Origin of the sequence: Gluconobacter cerevisiae, from assembly GCF_015244675.1 — a bacterium.
Lineage (GTDB): Bacteria > Pseudomonadota > Alphaproteobacteria > Acetobacterales > Acetobacteraceae > Gluconobacter > Gluconobacter cerevisiae.
On record NZ_JABCQO010000001.1, the window covers coordinates 474,059 to 494,546 of the forward strand.

At 59.3% G+C, this 20,488-nt stretch carries 18 protein-coding genes; 5 read left to right on the forward strand and 13 right to left on the reverse strand.

Features of this window, described 5'->3' with window-relative positions:
- The first annotated feature begins 45 nt into the window (after window positions 1-45).
- Both thrS and infC read left to right on the forward strand, forming a co-directional pair.
- The gene (gene thrS / locus HKD21_RS02160; RefSeq protein WP_194253939.1) at window positions 46-1,983 is read left to right on the forward strand and encodes a threonine--tRNA ligase; all 1,938 of its coding nucleotides are present in this window, start codon (window positions 46-48) and stop codon (window positions 1,981-1,983) included.
- A 153-nt stretch (window positions 1,984-2,136) separates the two neighbouring features.
- On the forward strand, window positions 2,137-2,658 hold the full coding sequence (gene infC, locus HKD21_RS02165; protein WP_194253940.1) for a translation initiation factor IF-3: 522 nt from the start codon (window positions 2,137-2,139) through the stop codon (window positions 2,656-2,658).
- Between the two features lie 77 nt (window positions 2,659-2,735).
- Here the strand turns inward: infC and HKD21_RS02170 are convergent, their stop codons facing one another.
- The 6 genes from HKD21_RS02170 to HKD21_RS02195 all read right to left on the reverse strand — a co-directional run bounded on the left by HKD21_RS02170 (window position 2,736) and on the right by HKD21_RS02195 (window position 8,019).
- Window positions 2,736-4,250, reverse strand: a complete 1,515-nt coding sequence (locus HKD21_RS02170) for a tetratricopeptide repeat protein (protein WP_194253941.1) — start codon at window positions 4,248-4,250, stop codon at window positions 2,736-2,738.
- An 83-nt stretch (window positions 4,251-4,333) separates the two neighbouring features.
- On the reverse strand, window positions 4,334-4,711 hold the full coding sequence (locus tag HKD21_RS02175; protein ID WP_228120727.1) for a thiol-disulfide oxidoreductase DCC family protein: 378 nt from the start codon (window positions 4,709-4,711) through the stop codon (window positions 4,334-4,336).
- The gene (locus tag HKD21_RS02180) at window positions 4,711-5,448 is read right to left on the reverse strand and encodes an SIMPL domain-containing protein (RefSeq protein ID WP_194253942.1); all 738 of its coding nucleotides are present in this window, start codon (window positions 5,446-5,448) and stop codon (window positions 4,711-4,713) included. Before HKD21_RS02180 ends, HKD21_RS02175 begins: the two co-directional genes overlap by 1 nt.
- A 62-nt stretch (window positions 5,449-5,510) precedes the next feature.
- A complete protein-coding gene (locus HKD21_RS02185; RefSeq protein WP_194253943.1) occupies window positions 5,511-5,855 on the reverse strand; it encodes a hypothetical protein in 345 nt (114 codons plus the stop codon).
- A 58-nt stretch (window positions 5,856-5,913) separates the two neighbouring features.
- Window positions 5,914-7,332 carry a sensor histidine kinase gene (locus tag HKD21_RS02190; RefSeq protein WP_194253944.1) on the reverse strand — a complete coding sequence of 473 codons (1,419 nt, stop codon included), beginning with the start codon at window positions 7,330-7,332 and terminating at the stop codon, window positions 5,914-5,916.
- Window positions 7,333-7,338: 6 nt separating this feature from the next.
- The gene (locus HKD21_RS02195; RefSeq protein WP_011252400.1) at window positions 7,339-8,019 is read right to left on the reverse strand and encodes a winged helix-turn-helix domain-containing protein; all 681 of its coding nucleotides are present in this window, start codon (window positions 8,017-8,019) and stop codon (window positions 7,339-7,341) included.
- A gap of 550 nt (window positions 8,020-8,569) precedes the next feature.
- On the opposite strand from HKD21_RS02195, the gene HKD21_RS02200 reads away from it, so the two are divergent.
- Genes HKD21_RS02200 through HKD21_RS02210 form a run of 3 tightly spaced genes read left to right on the forward strand, consistent with a single transcriptional unit; the run spans window position 8,570 to window position 12,427 of the window.
- Entirely contained in the window at window positions 8,570-10,267 is a 1,698-nt protein-coding gene (locus HKD21_RS02200) for a hypothetical protein (RefSeq protein ID WP_194253945.1), read from the forward strand.
- A gap of 1 nt (window position 10,268) precedes the next feature.
- Entirely contained in the window at window positions 10,269-12,182 is a 1,914-nt protein-coding gene (locus HKD21_RS02205; protein WP_194253946.1) for an HAD-IIIC family phosphatase, read from the forward strand.
- A gap of 2 nt (window positions 12,183-12,184) precedes the next feature.
- Entirely contained in the window at window positions 12,185-12,427 is a 243-nt protein-coding gene (locus HKD21_RS02210; RefSeq protein WP_194253947.1) for an acyl carrier protein, read from the forward strand.
- A gap of 148 nt (window positions 12,428-12,575) precedes the next feature.
- Here the strand turns inward: HKD21_RS02210 and HKD21_RS02215 are convergent, their stop codons facing one another.
- From HKD21_RS02215 to HKD21_RS02245, 7 genes are all read right to left on the reverse strand, one after another.
- Window positions 12,576-13,832 carry a S1C family serine protease gene (locus HKD21_RS02215; protein WP_194253948.1) on the reverse strand — a complete coding sequence of 419 codons (1,257 nt, stop codon included), beginning with the start codon at window positions 13,830-13,832 and terminating at the stop codon, window positions 12,576-12,578.
- Between the two features lie 75 nt (window positions 13,833-13,907).
- Window positions 13,908-16,406: an ATP-dependent helicase HrpB gene (gene hrpB / locus HKD21_RS02220; protein WP_194254101.1), complete on the reverse strand. Its 2,499-nt coding sequence runs from the start codon at window positions 16,404-16,406 to the stop codon at window positions 13,908-13,910.
- A 107-nt stretch (window positions 16,407-16,513) separates the two neighbouring features.
- Window positions 16,514-17,344, reverse strand: coding sequence for an NADPH-dependent oxidoreductase (locus tag HKD21_RS02225; protein WP_194253949.1), 831 nt, complete (start codon window positions 17,342-17,344; stop codon window positions 16,514-16,516).
- A 10-nt stretch (window positions 17,345-17,354) separates the two neighbouring features.
- Window positions 17,355-17,894 carry an adenine phosphoribosyltransferase gene (locus HKD21_RS02230; protein ID WP_146861550.1) on the reverse strand — a complete coding sequence of 180 codons (540 nt, stop codon included), beginning with the start codon at window positions 17,892-17,894 and terminating at the stop codon, window positions 17,355-17,357.
- Window positions 17,895-17,970: 76 nt separating this feature from the next.
- Window positions 17,971-18,321 (reverse strand): response regulator, encoded by a 351-nt coding sequence (locus HKD21_RS02235; RefSeq protein ID WP_194253950.1) that lies wholly within the window; start codon window positions 18,319-18,321, stop codon window positions 17,971-17,973.
- Between the two features lie 13 nt (window positions 18,322-18,334).
- Window positions 18,335-19,603 (reverse strand): multidrug effflux MFS transporter, encoded by a 1,269-nt coding sequence (locus HKD21_RS02240; RefSeq protein WP_194253951.1) that lies wholly within the window; start codon window positions 19,601-19,603, stop codon window positions 18,335-18,337.
- Between the two features lie 51 nt (window positions 19,604-19,654).
- On the reverse strand, window positions 19,655-20,350 hold the full coding sequence (locus HKD21_RS02245; RefSeq protein ID WP_228120733.1) for a TVP38/TMEM64 family protein: 696 nt from the start codon (window positions 20,348-20,350) through the stop codon (window positions 19,655-19,657).
- Window positions 20,351-20,488: the final 138 nt, after the last annotated feature.

Genomic DNA, 20,488 nt, shown 5'->3' on the forward strand with positions numbered 1-20,488 from the left:
TCGGCAGAGCAATCTGCCGGTCCCACTCGCACAGGAGCGATCTCCATGCCCGCCATCACACTCCCCGACGGAAGCGTCCGCACATTCGACGGGACGGTGACGGGCACGACGATCGCCGCCTCCATCGGACCGGGCCTCGCCAAGGCCGCCATGGCGATGGAAGTGGACGGCAAGCCCGTCGATATCAGCACCGAAATCAGCAGCGACGCGTCCGTGAAGTTCGTCACCCGCAAGGATGAGGACGCGCTGGAAATGATCCGCCATGACGCGGCGCATGTTCTGGCCGAAGCCGTGCAATCCCTGTGGCCTGAAACGCAGGTCACGATCGGGCCGAGCATCAAGGACGGGTTCTATTACGATTTCTCCCGCGAGAAGCCGTTCACCCCGGAAGACTTCCCGGCCATCGAAGAAAAAATGCGCGAGATCGTGGCGGCCAACACACCGTTCGTCCGCGAGGTCTGGGACCGTGACGAGGCCATCCGCTTCTTTGAAGAGAAGGGCGAGGACTTCAAGGCCCAACTGATTCAGGACCTGCCGGAAGACGAGCAGATCTCGATCTACCGTCAGGGCGAATGGCTCGACCTGTGCCGCGGCCCGCATCTGCGCACCACTGGCGATGTCGGCACGGCGTTCAAGCTGATGCGCGTGGCCGGGGCCTACTGGCGCGGCGACCATCGCAACCCCATGCTGACCCGCATCTACGGCACCGCATGGCGCGACAAGAAGGAGCTGGACGCCCATCTCCTGCGCCTTGAGGAAGCCGAAAAGCGCGACCATCGCCGCATCGGCCGCGAGATGGACCTCTTCCATATTCAGGAAGAAGCCGTCGGGCAGATCTTCTGGCACCGCAAGGGCTGGCGCCTCTATACGGTCCTTCAGGATTACATGCGTCGCGCACAGGAGCGGAACAACTACGAGGAAGTCCGCACCCCGCAGCTCGTGGATCGTGCGCTCTGGGAGGCTTCGGGCCACTGGGACAAATATCGCGAGAACATGTTCATCGCGAGCGTCGAGGACGAGGACAAGACCCTCGCACTCAAGCCGATGAACTGCCCGTGCCATGTGCAGATCTTCCGTCACGGCCTGCGCTCCTATCGTGAGCTGCCGCTGCGGATGGCGGAATTCGGCGCGTGTCACCGTTACGAACCGTCGGGCGCGCTGCATGGCATCATGCGCGTGCGTGGCTTCACGCAGGATGATGCGCATATTTTCTGCACGGACGAGCAGATTGCGGACGAGACCGCGAAATTCGTGAAGATGCTGGCCGAAGTTTACACCGACCTCGGATTCGAGAGCTTCCGTGTGAAATTCTCGGACCGCCCGGAAACGCGCGCGGGTTCGGACGAAGTCTGGGACCGGGCGGAAGGCTCGCTCAAGAAAGCCTGTGAGATCGCAGGCGTCGAATACGAGTACAATCCGGGCGAAGGCGCGTTCTACGGTCCGAAGCTCGAATTCGTGCTGACGGATGCCATCGGTCGTGACTGGCAGTGTGGCACGCTTCAGGTGGACTACGTTCTGCCCGAGCGTTTGGATGCGTCCTATATCGGCGAAGACAGCAACCGTCATCGCCCGGTCATGCTGCACCGCGCGATCCTCGGCAGTTTCGAGCGCTTTATCGGCATTCTGATCGAGCAGTATGCTGGCAAGTTCCCGCTCTGGCTGGCGCCCACGCAGGTTGTCGTGGCGTCCATCGTCTCCGATGCTGGCGATTACGCCAACGAAGTGGCTGCGACCCTCAAGGCTGCGGGACTCCAGGTCGAGACCGACATCCGCAGCGACAAGATCAACGCCAAGATCCGCGAACACAGCCTCGCGCGCGTTCCGGTCATTCTGGTCGTCGGTCGTCGCGAAGCCGAGGAACGCAAAGTCGCCATGCGGCGTCTGGGCGGCGCGACGCAGGAAATCCTGTCGCTTGACGAAGCCGTTACGGCTCTCGCGAAAGAGGCTCAGGCCCCTGACATCGCACGTACGACAAAGGATTGAACGTAATCCCCTTGCACCGCGCGTAAGGCAGGACTATGTGCAGAAGGAACGGGATCGGAAATGGCCGTATCCCGCCTTTCTTCATAAAGGCGGATGCAGGTTGCCGGGCCCGAACGAAACTGATGACAGGAGCTGACCATAGCTAGACCGCCGATGCAGGCCGCGCCCACCCGTGAAGGACCGCGCGTCAACGAGGAAATCCGTGTTCCGCAGGTTCGTCTGATTGACGAAGAAGGCGAAATGCAGGGCATCATGACGACCCGGGATGCCATGATGCGCGCTTTTTCGGTGGGTCTCGATCTTCTGGAAATCAGCCCGACTGCTGTTCCTCCTGTCGTGAAAATTCTCGACTACGGCAAGTTCAAGTATGAGCAGCAGAAGAAGAAGAACGAAGCCCGCAAGAAGCAGAAGGTCGTTGAGATCAAGGAAGTGAAAGTTCGTCCGGGTACGGGCGAGCATGACTTCCAGACGAAGCTCAAGGCCATCCACAGCTTTCTTGACGAAGGCGACAAGGTCAAGATTTCCCTGCGCTTCAAGGGCCGCGAAATGGCCCATCAGGAACTCGGCATCAAGATGCTTGAGCGTATCCGGCAGGAAGTCGAAGAAAAGGCGAAGGTGGAGCAGATGCCCCGCCTTGAAAACCGCCAGATGCTGATGGTGATTGCTCCCCGCTAAGGGGTGCTTTCATCCTGCGAATAAAAAGCCGGCCACTTCCGCTTCGGGAATGGTCGGCTTTTTTTATGGATTGCGCCTCAGGCGGCTTCAGCCGCGAGGTGCGTCTGGTAAAGCGCAACAAACTGCCGCAGCATATCCGTAATTTCGGCCACCGGCGTCTCCCAGTCTCCTGAGCAGGGCTGACGGAAGATTTGCATACTGGGATACCACGGCGTCGTGGAACCGGTTTCCCCCCAGCGCCAGCAGGCATCGCTCCGCGAGAGCATCCAGACAGGCCGGCCAAGCCCGCCAGCCAGATGCACCATGGACGTATCAACACTGATCAGCAGATCCACGCCATAGAGCCCGGCCGCTGTATCCGCGAAATCCACAATACCGTTCGTCGCATCGATCACAGGCAAGCCGGTCTCGGCAATCTGGTTTTTCGCGGCCCCAAGCTGGAAACTGACGAACCGGACCCCCTGCATGTCCATCATGGGCGCGAGTTTCTCCAGAGGGACACTCCGACGCCGGTCCACCTGTGTGGCGACGGGATCATGAGACCGGGGGTCGCCGTTCCAGACCAGGCCGACAATCAGTTCAGGCTGCTCAGGGGTCCGCACCACACCCTGTCGCAACGCACCACCAACGCGCTCCTGTTCTTCAACAGGTACGGACAGATACGGACATTCAGGAGCCGTGTCCGGTGTCAGACCCAGACGCATCGGCAGGCCGACAAGCGGGCAATGCAGATCCAGAGGCAATGATGGATCAAGTGCCGAAACGACGCGGTCAATGCCTTCCATCCGTTCCAGAAGTCTGACGAGCGTGGGCGGAACCTGCACCACGGTCGTCGCCCCAAGCGCCTTGAGCAGTGGCACAAAACGGATGAACTGAAGCGTATCGCCATAGCCCTGTTCATGGTGGATCAGGATGGTTTTGCCCGTCAGGTCCTCCCCCTCCCATTGCGGGATGGAAAGATCCGTGCGCGGCGTCTGGCAGCACCGCCAGCGCCATTCATATTCCCGCCATCCAGCCTCGAAATTTCCGATTTTCAGAAGACTGACGGCCCGTCCGAAGCGACAGACGCCGTTTTCCGGCGCCAGAGCAATGGCGCGGTCATAGTAGGGAAGCGACTCTTCGCTTCGGCCAAGGCACTGGAGCGCATGAGCAATATTATTGATGGCCGGAACATGATCCGGGCAAAGGGAATCGCCGGTTATGGCGTTCTCCAGAGCCTCATCGAACGCGCCTTTGCGGGCCTGAACCAGACTCAGATCGACGTAATAAGGCGCTTCGGATGGTTTTTGCTGAATGGCGACCTTCAGCGCCCGCTCTGCCCCGTCCAGATCCCCTCCTTCCAGACAGACAATCCCTAGCCGATGCCAGATCCTCGGGGCATTGATATCCAGATTCAGGCTCTGAAGATAAAAATGGCGCGCCTGTTGCCAGTCTTTGAGGCGTTCGTACAGACATCCGGCCAGAAATGCAGAATGAGGGTCCTGAGGGAGGGTCTGGACACCATCATTCAGCTTTTCAAAGGCAGCGGGAGCATCGCCTGCATCTGCCAGAGCGAGAATATCCTGTGCCAGCAAACGGAAAGAATTGGGCATGGGGGCTCCTTTTTTTCCGTCGTATCGAAAGCCCCCTAAGAAACCCTTAAAATCTCTCGTTTTCCTGCCCGGACCTGACTGCTTCAGCTCTCCAGCCTACGGGTCAGGCGCTGGAGAAACGGACGGAAACGCAGAAACTGCCCGTATCCCCATTGCAGAACAGTAAGAATGACCGGGTTCCGGGCCGCCAGCCCCATCGGTCGCAGCAGGGGAATGGCGCGCCACATGGCTGCGAAGGCCGCCGCCCCCTCATACAGATGCCCGTCTTCTTCCGCATGGAAACGGGCCAGCAGGGTTTCCCGGTCCAGTGGACAGGCCTGCGCCGACTCAAGATTGATGAAGCGGATGGCCTTGCGCCGGTCCAGACGTTTCATCAGAGCGATTTCACGCCGACACAAAGAACATCCGCCATCGAACCAGACCGTCACCATGGCATGTGACGTCCCGGCAGACGGAACCATTACTGCGACAGTTCCGCCTGCACGAAGACGTTCACGCGGAGGGTCTGCTCATCCGGGCTACGCTGCGGAGGTGCGGAGTCCGCCATGCGGGCCGCCATGAGCATAACAGGGCGCGGGCCCGGCTCTTGAGAGGAAATACGGACTTCCTTCAGACGCACAAGGCGCAGACCCAGCGTCTGCGCGCTCTGCTCCGCCTGCTGACGGACCTGTTTGAGGGCCGCCGTCCGGGCGTCTTTCAGGAGCTGCTCACGAGTGGCATCATCCAGCGACCAGTCCATCCCTTCGAGCATCAGGGACTGCGACTGGAGTTGTCCGGCCAGCGCGAGAAGCTGCACGGAATCCTTGCCGGTGAGTTCAAGCTCCTGTCGGGCTGTCCAGCTTTTCGGCGCGTGTTCGGGCGTATTCTCATAAATGGAGTATCCCCCGGCCCTCGCTTCAATTCCCGCCTGACCGCCCGCCAGTTTCAGGGCTGCGGCCATGCGGGTGTTCACGTCCTTCTGGGCCGTTGCGGCAGACGGGCTATCAGCACGGACAGACAGGCGGATCGTCAGTTCCGTTGGCGCGGCGTGTGCGTTGCCTGTCACGTTGAAATCAAGCTTGGTCGTGGACGGTGTTGTGGTCTGGGGCATGTCAGCGGCCTGTGCTGTGGAGAACGCCCCGGAGAGGGCAAGCGGAGACACGAACAGGGCGGCCACCAGAAGGGGGGCTGGCCGGATCAGAGAAGAAAGACGGGTCATCGGATCTCCTGAAGGCAGGTATCGTGTGGAACGCCCCGAAAGCTGGCAGCAGAAAACGTCAGTCAGCGCGGCTCAGGAGCGTGTTTCAGCAGGACCAACGCCCGACGCAGGCGTTCGATCCCCGCCCGGACATGCCCCTGTGTGCACAGCAGGTTTCCCTGCGCGCGAAGGTGACGCGCATCTTCCATCATCCCCAGCGCAATCGCCCCGGAAGGAGCGGCCAGTTCAGCGTCCACGCTTTTGCGCAGTCGTGCGCAGTATTCCGCCGTCTCGGACGTAACAGAAATCGCATCGTCCGAGCGCCCTGACGGCTGGTGTTGCGCCGGGTGCAGGACTGGCGACGCGGCCAGACAGCCGAGCAGACAGAAAGCCGGGAGAAGCACCGGCGAAGGAAGGGAAAGGCGCATTACGGACTCTCTAGCCCATTCCAGCTAAGCGCAGGGTGGGGCGGGCATGAAACTTCCGTCATGCAGCCTTGGCGGCGGGAGTCACGACCGGCAGGAGCAGAGTCGCGGACAGACCCTGATCTCCATTTTTCAGCTCAAGCGCGCCTCCATGCAGGCTCATGACAGCCTGTACGAGAGACAGGCCAAGCCCGGCCCCCGGCGTATTGCGGGCTGTTTCGGCACGGAAAAACCGTTCTGAAGCGCGGCAAAGATCGTCTTCGCTCATGCCGGGCCCCTGATCCGCAACGGTGATGGCCAGACGTTCGCCCCGCATCTCCACCGAGAGGGTGATGGCCGTGTCCGGCGGAGCAAACTTGATGGCATTGTCCAGCAAATTGGCGACGGCCTGTTGCAGAAGATGCGGGTCGCCATTCACGGGCCGCACGCTCCCGGCCCTGAAGACCAGCCGGAGCCCGGCATCCTCGACGGACGCATCATAAAGCTCGGTCAATCCTTCCAACAGGGAGCGCACATCCAGAATCGTGAAGGCCGCCCGTCTGGCGCCCGCCTCAAGCTGTGCAATACGCAGCAGAGCCTCGAAAATTGACGTGACCCGATCGAGATCCATAACCGCACGATCAATCGCCGCATGAAGTTCTTCGGCGGAAGTGGCGGTACGATTGGCGTCTTCCAGTCGGGCACGAGCGCGGGCGATGGGGGTTCGCAAATCGTGGGCGATGGCATTGGAGACCTGCTTGACGCCCTCCATCAGACGGTTGATCCGCTCCAGCATGGTGTTGACAGTCTGCGCTACCAGATCAGTTTCGTTGCCGGTCAGGGGGATGCGCTGGCTCAGATCGCCCTGCGCCACCGCTGCCGTCGTGCGGGCGATGGAGCGGACGACCTGCCGGAAAATCCTGCGGATAACCAATGCGCCGCCCGCTGCCAGTAGCGAGATCATCACCCACGCCCAGATCAGCGTATCGGTCAGAACGTGTCGGACAAGCTGCCGCCCGCGAACATCGCGCCCTACGATCATCCGGAAGCCCTGCGTCAGGACATAAGCGTGCATTTTGGCGTTGGTGCGGAAACCGTCGCGCTTGATGGCCAGTTCATAAAACTGGTCCATCTGGGTAATGACGACGGGCCATCCGGGCAGATTTCCGGCGAATTTGCGACCATCGGGGCCGACCAGAAGGTAGAGTTCGTCATCATCGACGTTCTGGTCCAGCCTGTCCTGAATGGCGAGACTGAGCGCGGGTGGCCCACCCTGCGTCCAGCGATGAGACAAATCAGCCGCATCGACCTGCACCGCCAGTTCCACCTGGCGGTCAAGCTGGCCCGTCGTGTTCCACCAAATGAAGGACAGGAACGCGCCGGCCGAAATCACGAACACCAGCCCGTAGGCCAGCGCGAAATTCAGCCCGGCCGAGCGGACCGGCCAGCGCAGACGCCGTTTCAGAAACAGCCCGAGACGGCGGCCTTTACGCAGGAGCATTCCCAATCAGTCCGCCCGCAGAATATAGCCCGCATTGCGGATCGTGTGGATCATGGGCTTGTCGAACGGCTTGTCCACCTTCTGGCGCAGGCGCGAAACATGCACGTCGATCACGTTGGTCTGCGGGTCGAAGTGATAGTCCCAGACGCGCTCAAGCAGCATAGTGCGGGTCACGACCTGTCCGGCATGGCGGATCAGAAATTCCAGAAGACGGAACTCGCGTGGCTGAAGGTCGATCTTCTCGCCGCCGCGTTTGACGGTGCGCGAGAGCAGATCCATTTCCAGATCACCCACGACCAGTCGCGTCTGCGGCGCACTTTCCGGGCGGCCGCGACGGCCCAGCGCCTCAACACGCGCCAGAAGTTCTGAAAACGCGAAAGGCTTGGTCATGTAGTCGTCGCCACCGGCCTTGAGGCCCGCGACGCGCTCATCCACATCCGCCAGCGCTGACAGCAGCAGGACCGGCGTTGCATTCTTCTGACCGCGCAGAGTCTCAAGAATCCGCAGACCATCGATGCCGCCCGGCAGCATCCGGTCCAGAATCACGACATCATAGTTTTCGCTAACGGCCAGAAACAGGCCGTCCTTGCCGTTATCCGCCTCATCAACGACATGCCCGGCTTCCCGCAACCCCTTGAGCACGAAAGCACGGACAGTAGGATCGTCTTCGACCAGCAGGATACGCATTGTTGTCTCTCTTCCTTGCGAACGCAGTCTTGCCGTTCCTTGCGGGAAAGAATACCGGCTTGAAGAGCGCCGTCAAAGGCAGTTGTTAAAGATCAGATCTGCAACACCAATGAAATTGCATCTGAAAAGATCTAATAACTGCTGATTTCAGACCGGTCGGGCAAGCAGGACCTTCTTCGCTATCAAAAAATCAGACAACTTCATTCTATCCCCGTCGTCCAGACGCAGAAACGTGAAAACACGAACAATTCCCCAGAGACGCAAAGGATTTTAAGGGGCCTCTATTACCGTCTGATAAAATCAAATTTCAAGACTCAGAAATTGACTAAGGCAGTTGGCCCACAGCACTGTATTCATACCCTCTTTGATACAGCGGCTCAGACCCCAAGCCTTACAGTAAACCGGGACAATGAATGATGGGTTGGAAGTTTGATTTTCAGCACCCTGACCGCGCGGCTCAACAAAACTACCACTCCGCACACGGCGCCCTTGAACGGCACTCAAAGAGTGTTGTAGCGTGCCACATAAAATGCAATACAGGTAAAAAATAATGTCTGAATTAGATTATAGAATAGACAGTTTCAACTTTTCCAATCATGATTTTTCCAAAATTAAAATCGATGGATGGTTCTTAAATCATCAAAAAGAAATAAAAAGCATTTTTCTCCATATTGGCGACATAGACTATCCCCTTGATTCTTACGGACTTTACAGTCCAGATGTCCTTGGAATTCTTGGTGACAGAGCTCGCAACTGTCGTTTCATGCAGTTCATAACTCTTCCCGAAAATACTTTTTTTGAAGACATCGCTGCATCATTTTTTATCGTAAATTACATCGATAATACTTTTGAAATTGTCCGTTTTAATGATCTAGACCATCAGAAGTGGGTGATCCCGAAATGCAAAAATTTTTCTGACCTTAGGATTCACATGGCTGTTCGGGCGTGGGACCGAGCAACTCTGCGTAAGCATCTACAGGAACTGGAAAAATTTACCGGCATCGCCAAACCAGGCGTTGTCATTGGATATTCTGATGACCCAAGACTATATCGGGTAGCTCATGAACATGGGTGGGATTATGTTTCTGCACATAACAAAACAGATCTTCCATTCGAGACACTTGCTTCCTTCTACCTGAGGACAGTCTTAGGGAGTGATGTTCTGCTCCTGATTTCCGATATCCGCCCATCGCATCAGGACTGGGATAATCGCTGGGTATTTGGGGTCCTCAATTTTGGTGCTGTTGCTTATTTTCCACCCGAGCAAATCCAGAAACCTCTTCGAGGTGAGGGTAGCTGGAACAATCCTTTCCAGACCTCCGATCTAAACAAAACCAATCTGGCAGCGTTTACAGCATCTGATATCGAATTATTTGGTCTCCCTGGTCTGCGCTCACTTTCATCCGCAACAGAGACAGAGACTTCACAAACCGTGTACGCTCTGGATACTGAGGTTATTCCCGTTACACACACGGATGAAAAACAGATCAGCTTCATGACACCGTTCGCAAATAGTGTCTCTTTATCATCAAAACAAACTGAATGCCTGAAGAGTATCTTATTAGATGCGCACCCTCTTTCTTCACGACACGACCCCAAAAATAGACTGATAAATGATCAGAAATTATTCTCACGATTTACAAGTCTTGGTGACAATTGCGAGTTTGGATTAATTCAACGCGAAGTTGGCTTAGAGCCTCTTGATCTGTTTCGATTTGGGGGAATACGGGATATTCAAAACCTCATACAAGCATTTGACGAAGATCTGAGTGCTTTCGGAACAGCAAGCGATACTGAAATTTACGAAGCCTACGGCGAGTGGATTTCTACAAGCAATCGTTACGGCGTAACATTCCACACTCATCGTTACGCTCATGATTCATCTCGCGAAGATATGCGTACAAGTGAGCAAAAAAAACTGCGGTATCTTGCCAGAAAAACTTTAGAGGATCTGGAAGAAGGAACCAAAATCCTCGTTCGAAAATCTAACGACGTTATTACGGATGATGAAGCCCGTGCTCTCTATCGAGCCGTCAGACGACATGGAAACTGCCCGATCCTCATAGTGACGCAAGCATCTGGCAAAGCGGATCTTAATACAGTGGAAGATTGGGGAGATGGATTACTAAGGGGTTATATTTCACATTTCGCGCCTTATTCCGAAGCATATTCAGGATCAGTAGAAGAATGGAGGGACCTCTGCGGAGCCGCCCTTGATCTTTTAACTCCGCAAACGGGAATGAATTGACATGTCCACACCTCAGCTCGCCTGGCTTCCAGACCCGACTGTCGCAACGAAGGGTCATCTTTGGGATCAGCGCCTCTCGCAGGCAAAAGACGCCGCCCCTGACTGGGATACGCTGCTGGATCTTGCGCGTTATAATCTGAACTTCATGCGGACGATGAAGCTGGACCGCGTTTTAACGCGCCAGTTCCCGGAACCTCCTGCCCATCTCTCCGTCAAACCCGTTCGTCTTGCGCTTCTCGGCTCTTCCACAATAAATCATTTGATCCCGTCACTTCGGGTTGCGGCTCTGAGGCATGGTATCTGGCTCACTGTGCATACAGGGGAGTATGGGAGCTATCGGCAGGAGCTCGGGCAGGATGATGACGCTCTTAAGGCGTTCGCACCCACACTCATTCTTCTGCTTCTGGATGCGCGACACATAGCGGGTTTTCTGCCACGCAATGCCGACCAGGCCGCAGCCGATACAGCATGTCAGGAAGTTGTTGAGAGGCTGCTTCCAGAATGTTGGCGTGAAGCAAAAAGCCGTTATGGCTGCCCTGTTCTTCAGACGTCTTTTCTCCCTGTCTTCCCGCGCCTTATGGGAAGCGCAGAAGCTCTTCTTCCGTCCTCATCAGCCAATTTCATAACGCGGATCAATGCACTTCTGGCCGCAAGCTGTCACAAGCACGGCGCAATCTTTGTCGATCTGGCCGCTGAGGCAACACGATACGGCCTTGAGGCATGGTATGATCCATCACTCTGGTGGCGTGCCAAACAGGAAATTGCCCCGAGTGCAGCTCCTGCTTTTGGCGAACTCGTGGGCCGCAGTCTGGCCGCACTGGCTGGCCGTTCATCGAAATGTCTTGTGCTTGATCTCGATAATACTCTTTGGGGAGGTGTTATCGGGGATGATGGTCTGGATGGTATCGAGCTTGGGCAGGGAAGCCCTTTAGGCGAAGCTTTTGTTGCTTTGCAGGAATTCGCGCTGCGCCTGAGCCGCAGGGGCGTCGTTCTGGCCGTCTGTTCTAAAAACGATGAGGCGAATGCTCGTTTGCCTTTTCAAAAACATCCAGAAATGATCCTGCGCGAAAAAGATATTGGATGTTTCGTCGCCAACTGGAACGACAAGGCAGAAAATATTCGCGAAATTGCTTCCCGCCTCAGTATCGGCCTCGATTCCATAGTGTTTGTGGATGACAATCCATTTGAACGCTCCCGGGTGCGGGAAGCCTTGCCGATGGTCAATGTTCCAGAAATACCAGAAGATCCCACTCTTGTTCCCGATGCGGTCGCAGCAGCCGGATATTTTGACCTCATTGAATTAAGCGCTGAAGATCTCAATCGAAGCGATCAGTATCAGGCCAATCTGCAACGACAGTCCCTACAAGAAAGCGCTACGGATCTTGGCAGCTATTTGAACGGGTTAGACATGACCCTGATTTATGGCGCGTTCAACTCGACCAATCTTTCGAGAATTACACAGCTTATCAACAAGAGTAATCAGTTTAACCTGACAACACGCCGTTACAGTCAGGACGATCTGACAGCGCTGATGGCTGATGACACGGCTTTTGGTCTGTGGTTCCGTTTGACCGACCGCTTCGGAGATAATGGTCTGATTGCGGTTGTCATAGGACGGGACGCTGCCGAAGGAATTGTGGATATTGATACATGGCTTATGAGCTGCAGGGTTCTGGGCCGTGGTGTAGAAGAAGCAACGCTCAGTGTTATTGCGGCTCAGGCTCGTGCAAGAGGAGCAATAGCGCTTCGAGGAACGTACCTGCCCACGCTCAAGAATAGCATGGTAGCAGACATGTATTCCCGGCTTGGCTTTACATTACTGGAAGACAGGGGAATAGAAGGAAAGTCATACATCCTTCCTTTAACGGAATGGATGCCCGCAACAACCTCTATTACCTTAAGTTCGGAGTTTTAAAAATGAACCGTAACGACGTTGTTGAACAGATTACGAAGATCTTTCAAGATGTTTTCGACGACCCCAATCTTACTCTGAAGGATGACACAACTGCTCAGGATGTTCCGGGGTGGGACTCTGTTGCCATGATCAATATCATTGTAGCTATCGAAGAGCACTTCAACATCCGTTTGAAAACGCGGGAAATTGACGGTCTGAAATCAGTTGGCGATCTCTACGAAACCGTTCTCGCCAAAGTATCCTGAGAAGCGGATTCCAGCCTGTCTGGATTTCGTAAGTAACGACGAGACAGCAGAAGAACCATTCATGGTTAATGGTTCTTCTGGATGAATCTCCGATAAGACTAATTTGCAGACAAACCGGCTTCTGCCCTGCTTCCTGAAGGTTTACAGCTTAGTCATCCGCATCCTGCGGACGCGGACCAATATGGATGGGCAGCGTCAGAGAGTGTTTGCCGCGCTGGATCTGAAAGCTCAGGACCACGCCGGGACGCGCCGCCGCAATACTGCGCAGAAGCATCCGGGCGCTGGTGACGGGCACATTGTCCACCTGCGTCACGATATCGCCACGCCGTAGACCGCCCTTCTGGGCCGGGCCACCGTTATCCACACCGGCAATGCCAATCGCTGCATCCCCGTCATCGAGCGTGATGCCGAGCCAGCCATGTTCGGCATGACCCGTCGCCTCGATTTCCGCGACGATCGGGGCCACGATTTCGGACGGAATGCCGAACCCAATCCCGACCGAGCCTCCTGCAGGCGTCACGATGGCGGCATTCACGGCCACGACCTGCCCGCGCATATTGAAAGCCGGGCCGCCCGAATTGCCGGGGTTGATTGGGGCATCAAGCTGGATGAAATCGTCGAGCGACCCGATGCCCAGATCGCGCCCGACCGCCGAGACAATTCCCGCCGTGACGGACGATCCGAAGCCGAACGGATTGCCCGCGACGAGAATCCAGTCCCCGATATCGGTCTGCTGGCTGTCACCCCAGGTGACATGCGGAAGCGGCTCGGGGCTGTCGACCTTGATGACGGCGATATCCGTCAGCGGATCGGCCCCCAGCAGACGCGCTGGCATTTCATGGCCGTTGGACAACGATACCACGACCTTGTCCGCCCCGCCCACGACATGGCGATTGGTCACGATGATCCCGGACGGATCGACGATGAAGCCCGAACCCGCGCCGACCATTTCTTCCTGCTGGCGCTTCATCCGATCCCGGTAGCGCTTTTCAAGCGGGGTGCCGCGGATCTGAGGCGGAATATGGTCGTGACCATCGGGGCTGTTCTGGGTAATGGCGATGTTGACCACGGCCGGGATCACCTGCCGCACCAGCGGGGCAAAACTCAGCGGACCATATTTAACCAGAAGTGGCGGCAGAGCGGGCGCCGGAGCCGGGACCACGGCGGGCTGTGTGGGGATGCCATGTGCGTCCGTGTTCTCGCCCGCAACGGTGCGATCGGGAATGATCGTCGGGAGCATTTTCGGCGCGGGAGCCTGCACGACTGCGGGCTTCTGCGGCTGTTCCACGGAATGCGTAACGCTCTGCGGGCTGTTGCCATGACCGCGCAGGGCCAGCATCAGCCCCACCGTCACCACAGTGGCCGTTCCGGCACCGATCGCAGCAGCCTGCAGGGTGCGGTTCATGGGAAACAGGACAGGAACATCGTCATACCAAATCTGCTAACACAGAATTGTTCCACATCCCAAGATCCTGACGATTCAGCGGCCCTGCTGAGATTTCGAACGCGGTTTCGGCGGCTCTGCTGTCGCGGGGTCTTCGGGCCAGTCATGACGGGGGTAGCGGCCCCGCATGTCCCGGCGCATATCGGCCCAGCTTCCTTTCCAGAAGCCTTCCAGATCCGCCGTGATCGCCTGCGGACGACCGGCGGGCGACAGCAGCGCGCATTGCAGGGCCAACTGTCCATCCGCGAGTTCCGGCGTCCGAGCCGTACCGTAAAAGGCCTGCGCGCGGGCGGAAACCGTAGGAACAGCGCCGGTATAATCGATGTCGTGTGTGCTGGCCTTCAGCGTCAGGCGCGGCGGGAGCTTGCGGTCCAGCGCAGACAGATCCGCATAGTCCAGCCGCGCACGCAGGATGGACAACAGGTCCAGCGCCCGGACCTGCGCGAGCCGGTCACATCCCGCAAGATACGGCTCCAGCCACTCCAGAGACGCCGCCAGCCCGTCATCGGACAGGTCCGGCAGATGCGGCGCATAGGTCGCGCGGGCGTGGGCCACGCGGGCCTGAAACTGACGTCCGGCCTCCGTCCAGGTCAGGGCCTGCGCCGGAGTCGCGGCGATCTGCTGCAAGAGAAGGCTCTGCGCTTCCTCGGGGCTGATCTCGCCGTTGCGGTCGCGCAGAACCAGTGCGCCCAGGCGGAGCCTGCGACGGGCGATAATGCGGCCGGATGTCCCGTCCAGCGTCGTCTCGACCTGCTCGCGCGTCCGGTCCAGAAGGGTCTGGGGCAGGTTTTCAGCATCCAGCGGGGCTGCGAGCGTGATCTCCGTAGAGGTCCGCGTGTGGAACGCCGCCCCGGCCAGCAGTTTCTCGCGGGCCAGCGGGTCATTGGCCGAAACGCGGGCACTTCCCCCACCTGCCAGACGGAAACGCCCAAGCTCGCCCGCCGCCTGCGCAACACGATCCGGAAACCCTGCGGCCAGCAGCGCACCCGCATGGTCCGGCAGCGGGATGAGCGGCACGTCCCGCTCCCCCATCCGGCGCAGGAAGCGCTTTGCGGACTGACGCATATGGAACAGGCTGGCCCGATCCGCGCGCGGGTCGTCGCGCTCGAACAGGGCGAAGCGGAGACGGATATCAGCGCCCGGCGTGGGGCCAGAAGGGCGGTTCAGACGTGGACGGAGCGGATCGCGCTCTTCCAGCAGGGCCGCCAGACAGGCCGCCGTCACGCGCTCCGGCAGGGTCCAGGCCGCGCACAGCATCGCGGCCAGACGCGGATGCGTGCCAAGGGACGCCATGCGTTTGCCAAGTGCCGTAATGAGGTTGGAATCATCCAGCGCGCCGAGTTCCCGCAACAATTCGCGTCCGCCCGCCAGAACGCCGGAAGGCGGCGTGTCCAGCAACGGCAGACTGTCCGGAACCGTGCCCATGACCTCCTGCCAGGCGGCGGTGACGAGCGCGAAATCCGTCAGATCGGCCACGAGAATTTCCGGCGCGTCCTGCGGGCGCAGGCTGCGCTGCGTCATCTCCGACCACAGGCGAATGGCAATGCCCGGAGACTGCCGCCCTGCACGGCCTGCACGCTGGGTGGCGGTGGCGCGGGATATTTTCAGCGTTTCCAGCCGTGACAGGCCCGTATTCGGATCAAGCCGCGGGGCGCGACGCAGACCGCCATCCACAACAATCCGCACACCGGAAACCGTGACGGACGTCTCGGCAATGGACGTCGCCAGCACAACGCGGCGCGTGTCGGACGGCGCGATGGCGCGGTCCTGATCTTCGGTCGTCTGCTCGCCGTGCAGCGGGAAGATCGGAACCGTGCCGTCCAGCAGCGCCTGAGTGCGGCGGATTTCGCCAACCCCGGGCAGGAACGCGAGAATATCGCCGTCTTCCTCCGCCAGTGCCTGACGGATCGCGCGGGCGCAGGCTTCCGGCAGGTCCCGCATGTGGGGAATGTCGCGGGTATGGCGGATGTCGATGGGGAACTGGCGGCCTTCGCTCTCGATCAGCGGGGCGTTCATCAATGTTGTGAACGCGCGACCATCCGGTGTGGCGGACATGGCCAGAATCCGCAGATCGGGCCGCATTTCGCGCTGCGTGTCCAGACAGAACGCCAGTGCCGCATCCAGATCGAGCGAGCGTTCATGCACTTCATCGAACAGCACCGCGCCCACACCCTCCAGCAGCGGATCGGTCAGCAGGCGACGCAGAAGCAGACCCTCGGTCACGACTTCGATGCGCGTTCTGGCGGACATTGCGGAATCGGTGCGCGTGCGGAACCCCACAATGCCGCCCGGCTTCTCACCCAGCGACGACGCCATGCGCGAGGCCGCCCCACGCACCGCCACACGGCGCGGCTCCACGAGGATCAGACGCTGCGTGCCGAGCCACGGTGCGTCCAGAAGGGCGAGCGGCGTCAGAGTCGTCTTGCCCGCACCCGGAGGCGCGACGAGAACGGCGTTGGGCTGCGTCTGTAACGTCGCCAGAAGCTCCGGCAGAATCGCCGTGACGGGAAGTTCGGGAGGAAGAATGAAGGTCAGAACGCAGCCCCCGCACCGGCAACAACAGCCAGCAGTTTAAAAGTTTTTGGTGCAGCTCTCCGCCTTTTTGGAAAAAGGCGGAACCCAAAAACTTTTCTCTGTATTTTTTACCGCAATGGGAAGCCGAGTTTATGCAGCACCGTGCGCATAACGTGACGGCCGCTCAGGCCCTTAAAGCTGTCCACACGCTTAGCCACTGTTTCCGACCATGCGCGCGACGACAGACCCTGTTTCTTCTGGTAGTCGTCCGCGATCCGGTCATAGGCCGCGATACCTTCAGCCTCGGTCTCTGTGCTGTATCGCTCGCGATGCAGCACCACGTCCTGACCCAGACGCGGTTTGTGGCCGTTCTGGGCTGCGGGATCGGGCTGGCCAACGCACAGACCCACAACCGCCACCGAACGCGGCGGCAGGGACAGGAGTCGTGCCACTTCTTCGGGATAATTCCGCAAGCCGCCGATATAGACCGTGCCCAACCCAAGGGACTCGAAGGCAGTGACGGCGTTCTGGGCCGCAATACCGGTATCGAGCGTCGCCATGAGGAAGATTTCTTCATAGTCGAGCGCTTCGTGCCCCGTCCCTGCCCGCTCCGCGATCCGCTCCAGCCGAGACAGATCCACGATCCATGCGAGGAACAGAGGCGCGACTTCGATATGCTTCTGGCCGCCGCACAGTTCGGCAAGTCTGGCCCGCGTTTCCGGGTTCTCGACGGCCACGACGGACCAGACCTGAAGATTGCTGGACGTCGCAGCCGAGGACGCCGCCGCAATACCGGCCTCCAGCGTGCCTTCGGGCAGGGCATCCGGCAGATAGGCCCGGACCGAATGGTGCGACAGCAGCAGGTCAAGCACCGCATTGTCCGGCAGGGTTTCCGGCGCCGTCGTGCGGTACCGTGTCTGCCACAGTGCGGAAATCCTTTCGGAAGAGGTGCCCGACATATCGTGTCCCTTATTCGTCGTACGTCATCAGAGCGTTCAGCGGAACGTCCAGTTTGTCACGGCCTTTCAGATCCGCAAGCTCGATCAGCACGGATGCGCCCACAACTTCGGCGCCGACCTTGCGCAGCAGATCGATGGACGCAGCGAGCGTGCCACCCGTCGCCAGCAGATCGTCCAGCACCACGACGCGCTGGCCCGGCTTGATGGCATCGGCCTGAATGTGGAGTTCGTCTTCGCCGTATTCGAGGCCGTATTTCAGGGAAATGGTCTTGCCCGGCAGCTTGCCCGGCTTGCGCAGCATCGTGAAACCACAGCCCAGACGCAGCGCGAGCGGAGCAGCGGTCAGGAAGCCGCGGCTCTCGATTCCGGCCAGCATGTCCGGCTGCCATGCGGCGATCGCACGGGCCAGACGCGCGGTGGCGACCTGCCAGGCGTCGGGCGAGCGGATCAGCGTCGAGATGTCATAGAACAGGATGCCCGGCTTCGGAAAATCCGGAATTTCGCGGATGTAACTCTTGAGATCGAGCGGCTGGGGGTCCTGAAACGACATGGTGGCACGGCTTTCATCTGGTCATGGCAAACAGCGCGGCATGTAGGGGAGTCTCCCCCCCAACTCAACCCCGGCCTCAGGTCCGGATTGCGTCTCTCGCCTGTTCGATGGCTGAGAGAAGCCCGGCCCTGCGGAACGGTTTGGGCAGAACAGCCATACCATGCGGGGCCGTGTCGCGGTCTTCATAATCGCCGGACATGAGCACGACGGCCATCTGCGGACGACGCTCCCGCAACAGATGCGCGATCTCCAGCCCGTTATGCGACCCCGGCAGGTTGAGATCCGTCACCAGAAGATCCGGTGCGTCCTCCCCCTCCAACGCGCCATCACCGTCCAGAACATGTCGGACGGTCCAGCCTTCCCGCTGGAGAACCGTCTCGACCACCAGCGCAATGGCGGCATCATCTTCGACAAGAAGTGCTTTCATGACGGATGTTTCCTTAAGAAGGGCGCGGTGGTTCCGCCACCGCAGGCAGGCTGGGTCGCAGCAGGGCGAAGCCCATGGCGGCCAGGAACGCAAAAGCCATGAAAATCGCCATCGGAACTGCTGTCCCGGACGGCATCAGCCCGAACAGCGCACTTGCCACAGCGCCGAAAAGATACTGCATCGTCCCCGCCAATGCCGAGGCCGAACCGGCACGATCGGACTGTTCTGACAACGCGCCAACCATAGAATTCGGCCCTATAACGCCCGTGGGCGCCATGGTGATGACAAGTGCGATAATGAGCGGCCACAGGAACATCGCCTTGATATGGCCTTGCGGGTCGAGATCGTAATTCGACACCAGCGCCAGAAGAAGCAGGACGGCACACCCGGCCAGACTGACACCCAACGCGGAAAACAGCATCTTCCCCGTACTGACACGGCCCACGAGCTGACCGTTAATGGCAGACGCCCCGATCATGCAGACTGCAAACAAGCCGAACAGCATACCGTAATGGAACGGTGACATCCCGAACACATCCTCGAACAGCATGGGGGCTGCGGTCAGATAGGTGAAGGTCACGAAGCCCAGAAAACTCCAGACCAGACCGTTCGTGATGAAGCTGCGGGTCCGCAGGATATAGGTGTAGCGTTCGATGATGGAGATGGGGCGCAGGTCCCGGCGGTCCTGCGGAGCGAGCGTTTCTGGAAAGACCGTCATCAGCAGAAGGGTACAGAGCCCGCCATAAACGGCCGTGGCCCAGAAGATCATGCGCCAGTCCACGAATTTCAGCGCAAAACCGCCCAGCATGGGCGCGAGAATCGGCACGGTGCCCTGAATGACGATCAGGCGGGACATCATTTTCGACGATGCATCCCCTTCCGTCAGGTCCCGGATGCACGCATTCGGCACCACAAGCCCGGCGGACGCCATGATGGCGGAAAAGACGCGGCAGATGCACAAAAACGTCATGCTGGGCGCCATTGCGCAGCCGATTTCGCCCAGCGTATAGCCCAGCATTCCGATCAGCAGCGGCCAGCGACGGCCGAAGCGGTCCGAGATCGGGCCGATGCTGATCTGCCCAATGGCCAGCCCGATCACCCAGGCCGCCATGGTCGCACTACCCGCACCGGGTGAGGTGTGAAGCTGGCGCTCCATTTCGGGGAGAGCCGGAAGATAGACATCCGTCGAGACCGGCCCGACAGCCGTAAAAATTCCCAGCAGAACCGGAAGCCATGCGGGCAGGGAATCTCCCCGTCTGAATCTCATGGTCTGGTCTGTCATGCGCGTTTGCCTGTTCACTTCAGGTTGCGGATTGATGGTCTGATAGCGTGGTCAGGGGGCGTCCCGTTCCCGGCCATGCTGACGCAGCAGGACAGCGCCCAGCACACCCGACACGACGAACAGGATTCCCGCAAGCCCCAACTGAAGGACATGCCCGATCCGCGTCCCGGACCCGACCAGAACGAAAATCAGGGTCTGCGGCAATCCGCCCAGAAAGGTCGCGACCGAGAACGGCAGCAGCGGCAGCTCGAACAGCCCCGCCGCCGTCGAAACCAGCAGGGCGGACCCCACAGGCATCAACCGCAGTGTCAGCACCGCCCGGAAGGGCTTTGCATGGAGCGTGCGGGCCAGAGCGGCATAATCCGCTTCCAGCCTGTCATGCAGCCGCGCCCGGAACGCTGCCGGGGCCAGAACCCGCGCCCAGCCATACGCCAGAACCGCCCCCAGCATATAGGCCACAGAACACAGGACAAGCCCGCCCCATAATCCAAAGGCGAGACCCGCCGCCACGCACAGCGCCTGACGCGGCAGACCGCACGCGCTGTAGGGCACGGCCAGCAGCAGGAACCACAGTGGCGCGCCCGGCGTCTCGTGCCAGTGCGGAGCGTTTTCCAGAAGATGGTGGATGAATGGCAGCCGCTGGAGTGCTGCCACCAGCACCAGCATCGCGCCGATCGTCAGCGCGGCACGCCACGGCACGATCTGCCGCAAGGTGCGGCGCAGGTCCGGATCGGGGGGAAGAGACATCGGGCTACCCATTCCTGCCCGATACCAGCCGCGGGCCGCCGCGGCTATGGGTGGGCGCGTAAACACGTGTTCATGCTGGCGCGCTTACCGTTGAAGAATGGGCATCCGGAGAAATCATCCGACTGCATTTTTCTCTTG

Bases quoted from the DNA above. Each gene is read 5' to 3' on its own strand.
- HKD21_RS02210 (WP_194253947.1), top strand. From the start codon at position 12,185: ATGAACCGTAACGACGTTGTTGAACAGATTACGAAGATCTTTCAAGAT.
- HKD21_RS02190 (WP_194253944.1), bottom strand. From the start codon at position 7,332: ATGCTCCTGCGTAAAGGCCGCCGTCTCGGGCTGTTTCTGAAACGGCGT.
- HKD21_RS02240 (WP_194253951.1), bottom strand. From the start codon at position 19,603: ATGACAGACCAGACCATGAGATTCAGACGGGGAGATTCCCTGCCCGCA.
- HKD21_RS02235 (WP_194253950.1), bottom strand. From the start codon at position 18,321: ATGAAAGCACTTCTTGTCGAAGATGATGCCGCCATTGCGCTGGTGGTC.
- HKD21_RS02185 (WP_194253943.1), bottom strand. From the start codon at position 5,855: ATGCGCCTTTCCCTTCCTTCGCCGGTGCTTCTCCCGGCTTTCTGTCTG.
- HKD21_RS02195 (WP_011252400.1), bottom strand. From the start codon at position 8,019: ATGCGTATCCTGCTGGTCGAAGACGATCCTACTGTCCGTGCTTTCGTG.
- HKD21_RS02215 (WP_194253948.1), bottom strand. From the start codon at position 13,832: ATGAACCGCACCCTGCAGGCTGCTGCGATCGGTGCCGGAACGGCCACT.
- HKD21_RS02245 (WP_228120733.1), bottom strand. From the start codon at position 20,350: ATGTCTCTTCCCCCCGATCCGGACCTGCGCCGCACCTTGCGGCAGATC.
- HKD21_RS02205 (WP_194253946.1), top strand. From the start codon at position 10,269: ATGTCCACACCTCAGCTCGCCTGGCTTCCAGACCCGACTGTCGCAACG.
- infC (WP_194253940.1), top strand. From the start codon at position 2,137: ATGCAGGCCGCGCCCACCCGTGAAGGACCGCGCGTCAACGAGGAAATC.
- HKD21_RS02200 (WP_194253945.1), top strand. From the start codon at position 8,570: ATGTCTGAATTAGATTATAGAATAGACAGTTTCAACTTTTCCAATCAT.
- HKD21_RS02170 (WP_194253941.1), bottom strand. From the start codon at position 4,250: ATGCCCAATTCTTTCCGTTTGCTGGCACAGGATATTCTCGCTCTGGCA.
- thrS (WP_194253939.1), top strand. From the start codon at position 46: ATGCCCGCCATCACACTCCCCGACGGAAGCGTCCGCACATTCGACGGG.
- HKD21_RS02225 (WP_194253949.1), bottom strand. From the start codon at position 17,344: ATGTCGGGCACCTCTTCCGAAAGGATTTCCGCACTGTGGCAGACACGG.
- HKD21_RS02175 (WP_228120727.1), bottom strand. From the start codon at position 4,711: ATGGTTCCGTCTGCCGGGACGTCACATGCCATGGTGACGGTCTGGTTC.
- HKD21_RS02230 (WP_146861550.1), bottom strand. From the start codon at position 17,894: ATGTCGTTTCAGGACCCCCAGCCGCTCGATCTCAAGAGTTACATCCGC.
- HKD21_RS02180 (WP_194253942.1), bottom strand. From the start codon at position 5,448: ATGACCCGTCTTTCTTCTCTGATCCGGCCAGCCCCCCTTCTGGTGGCC.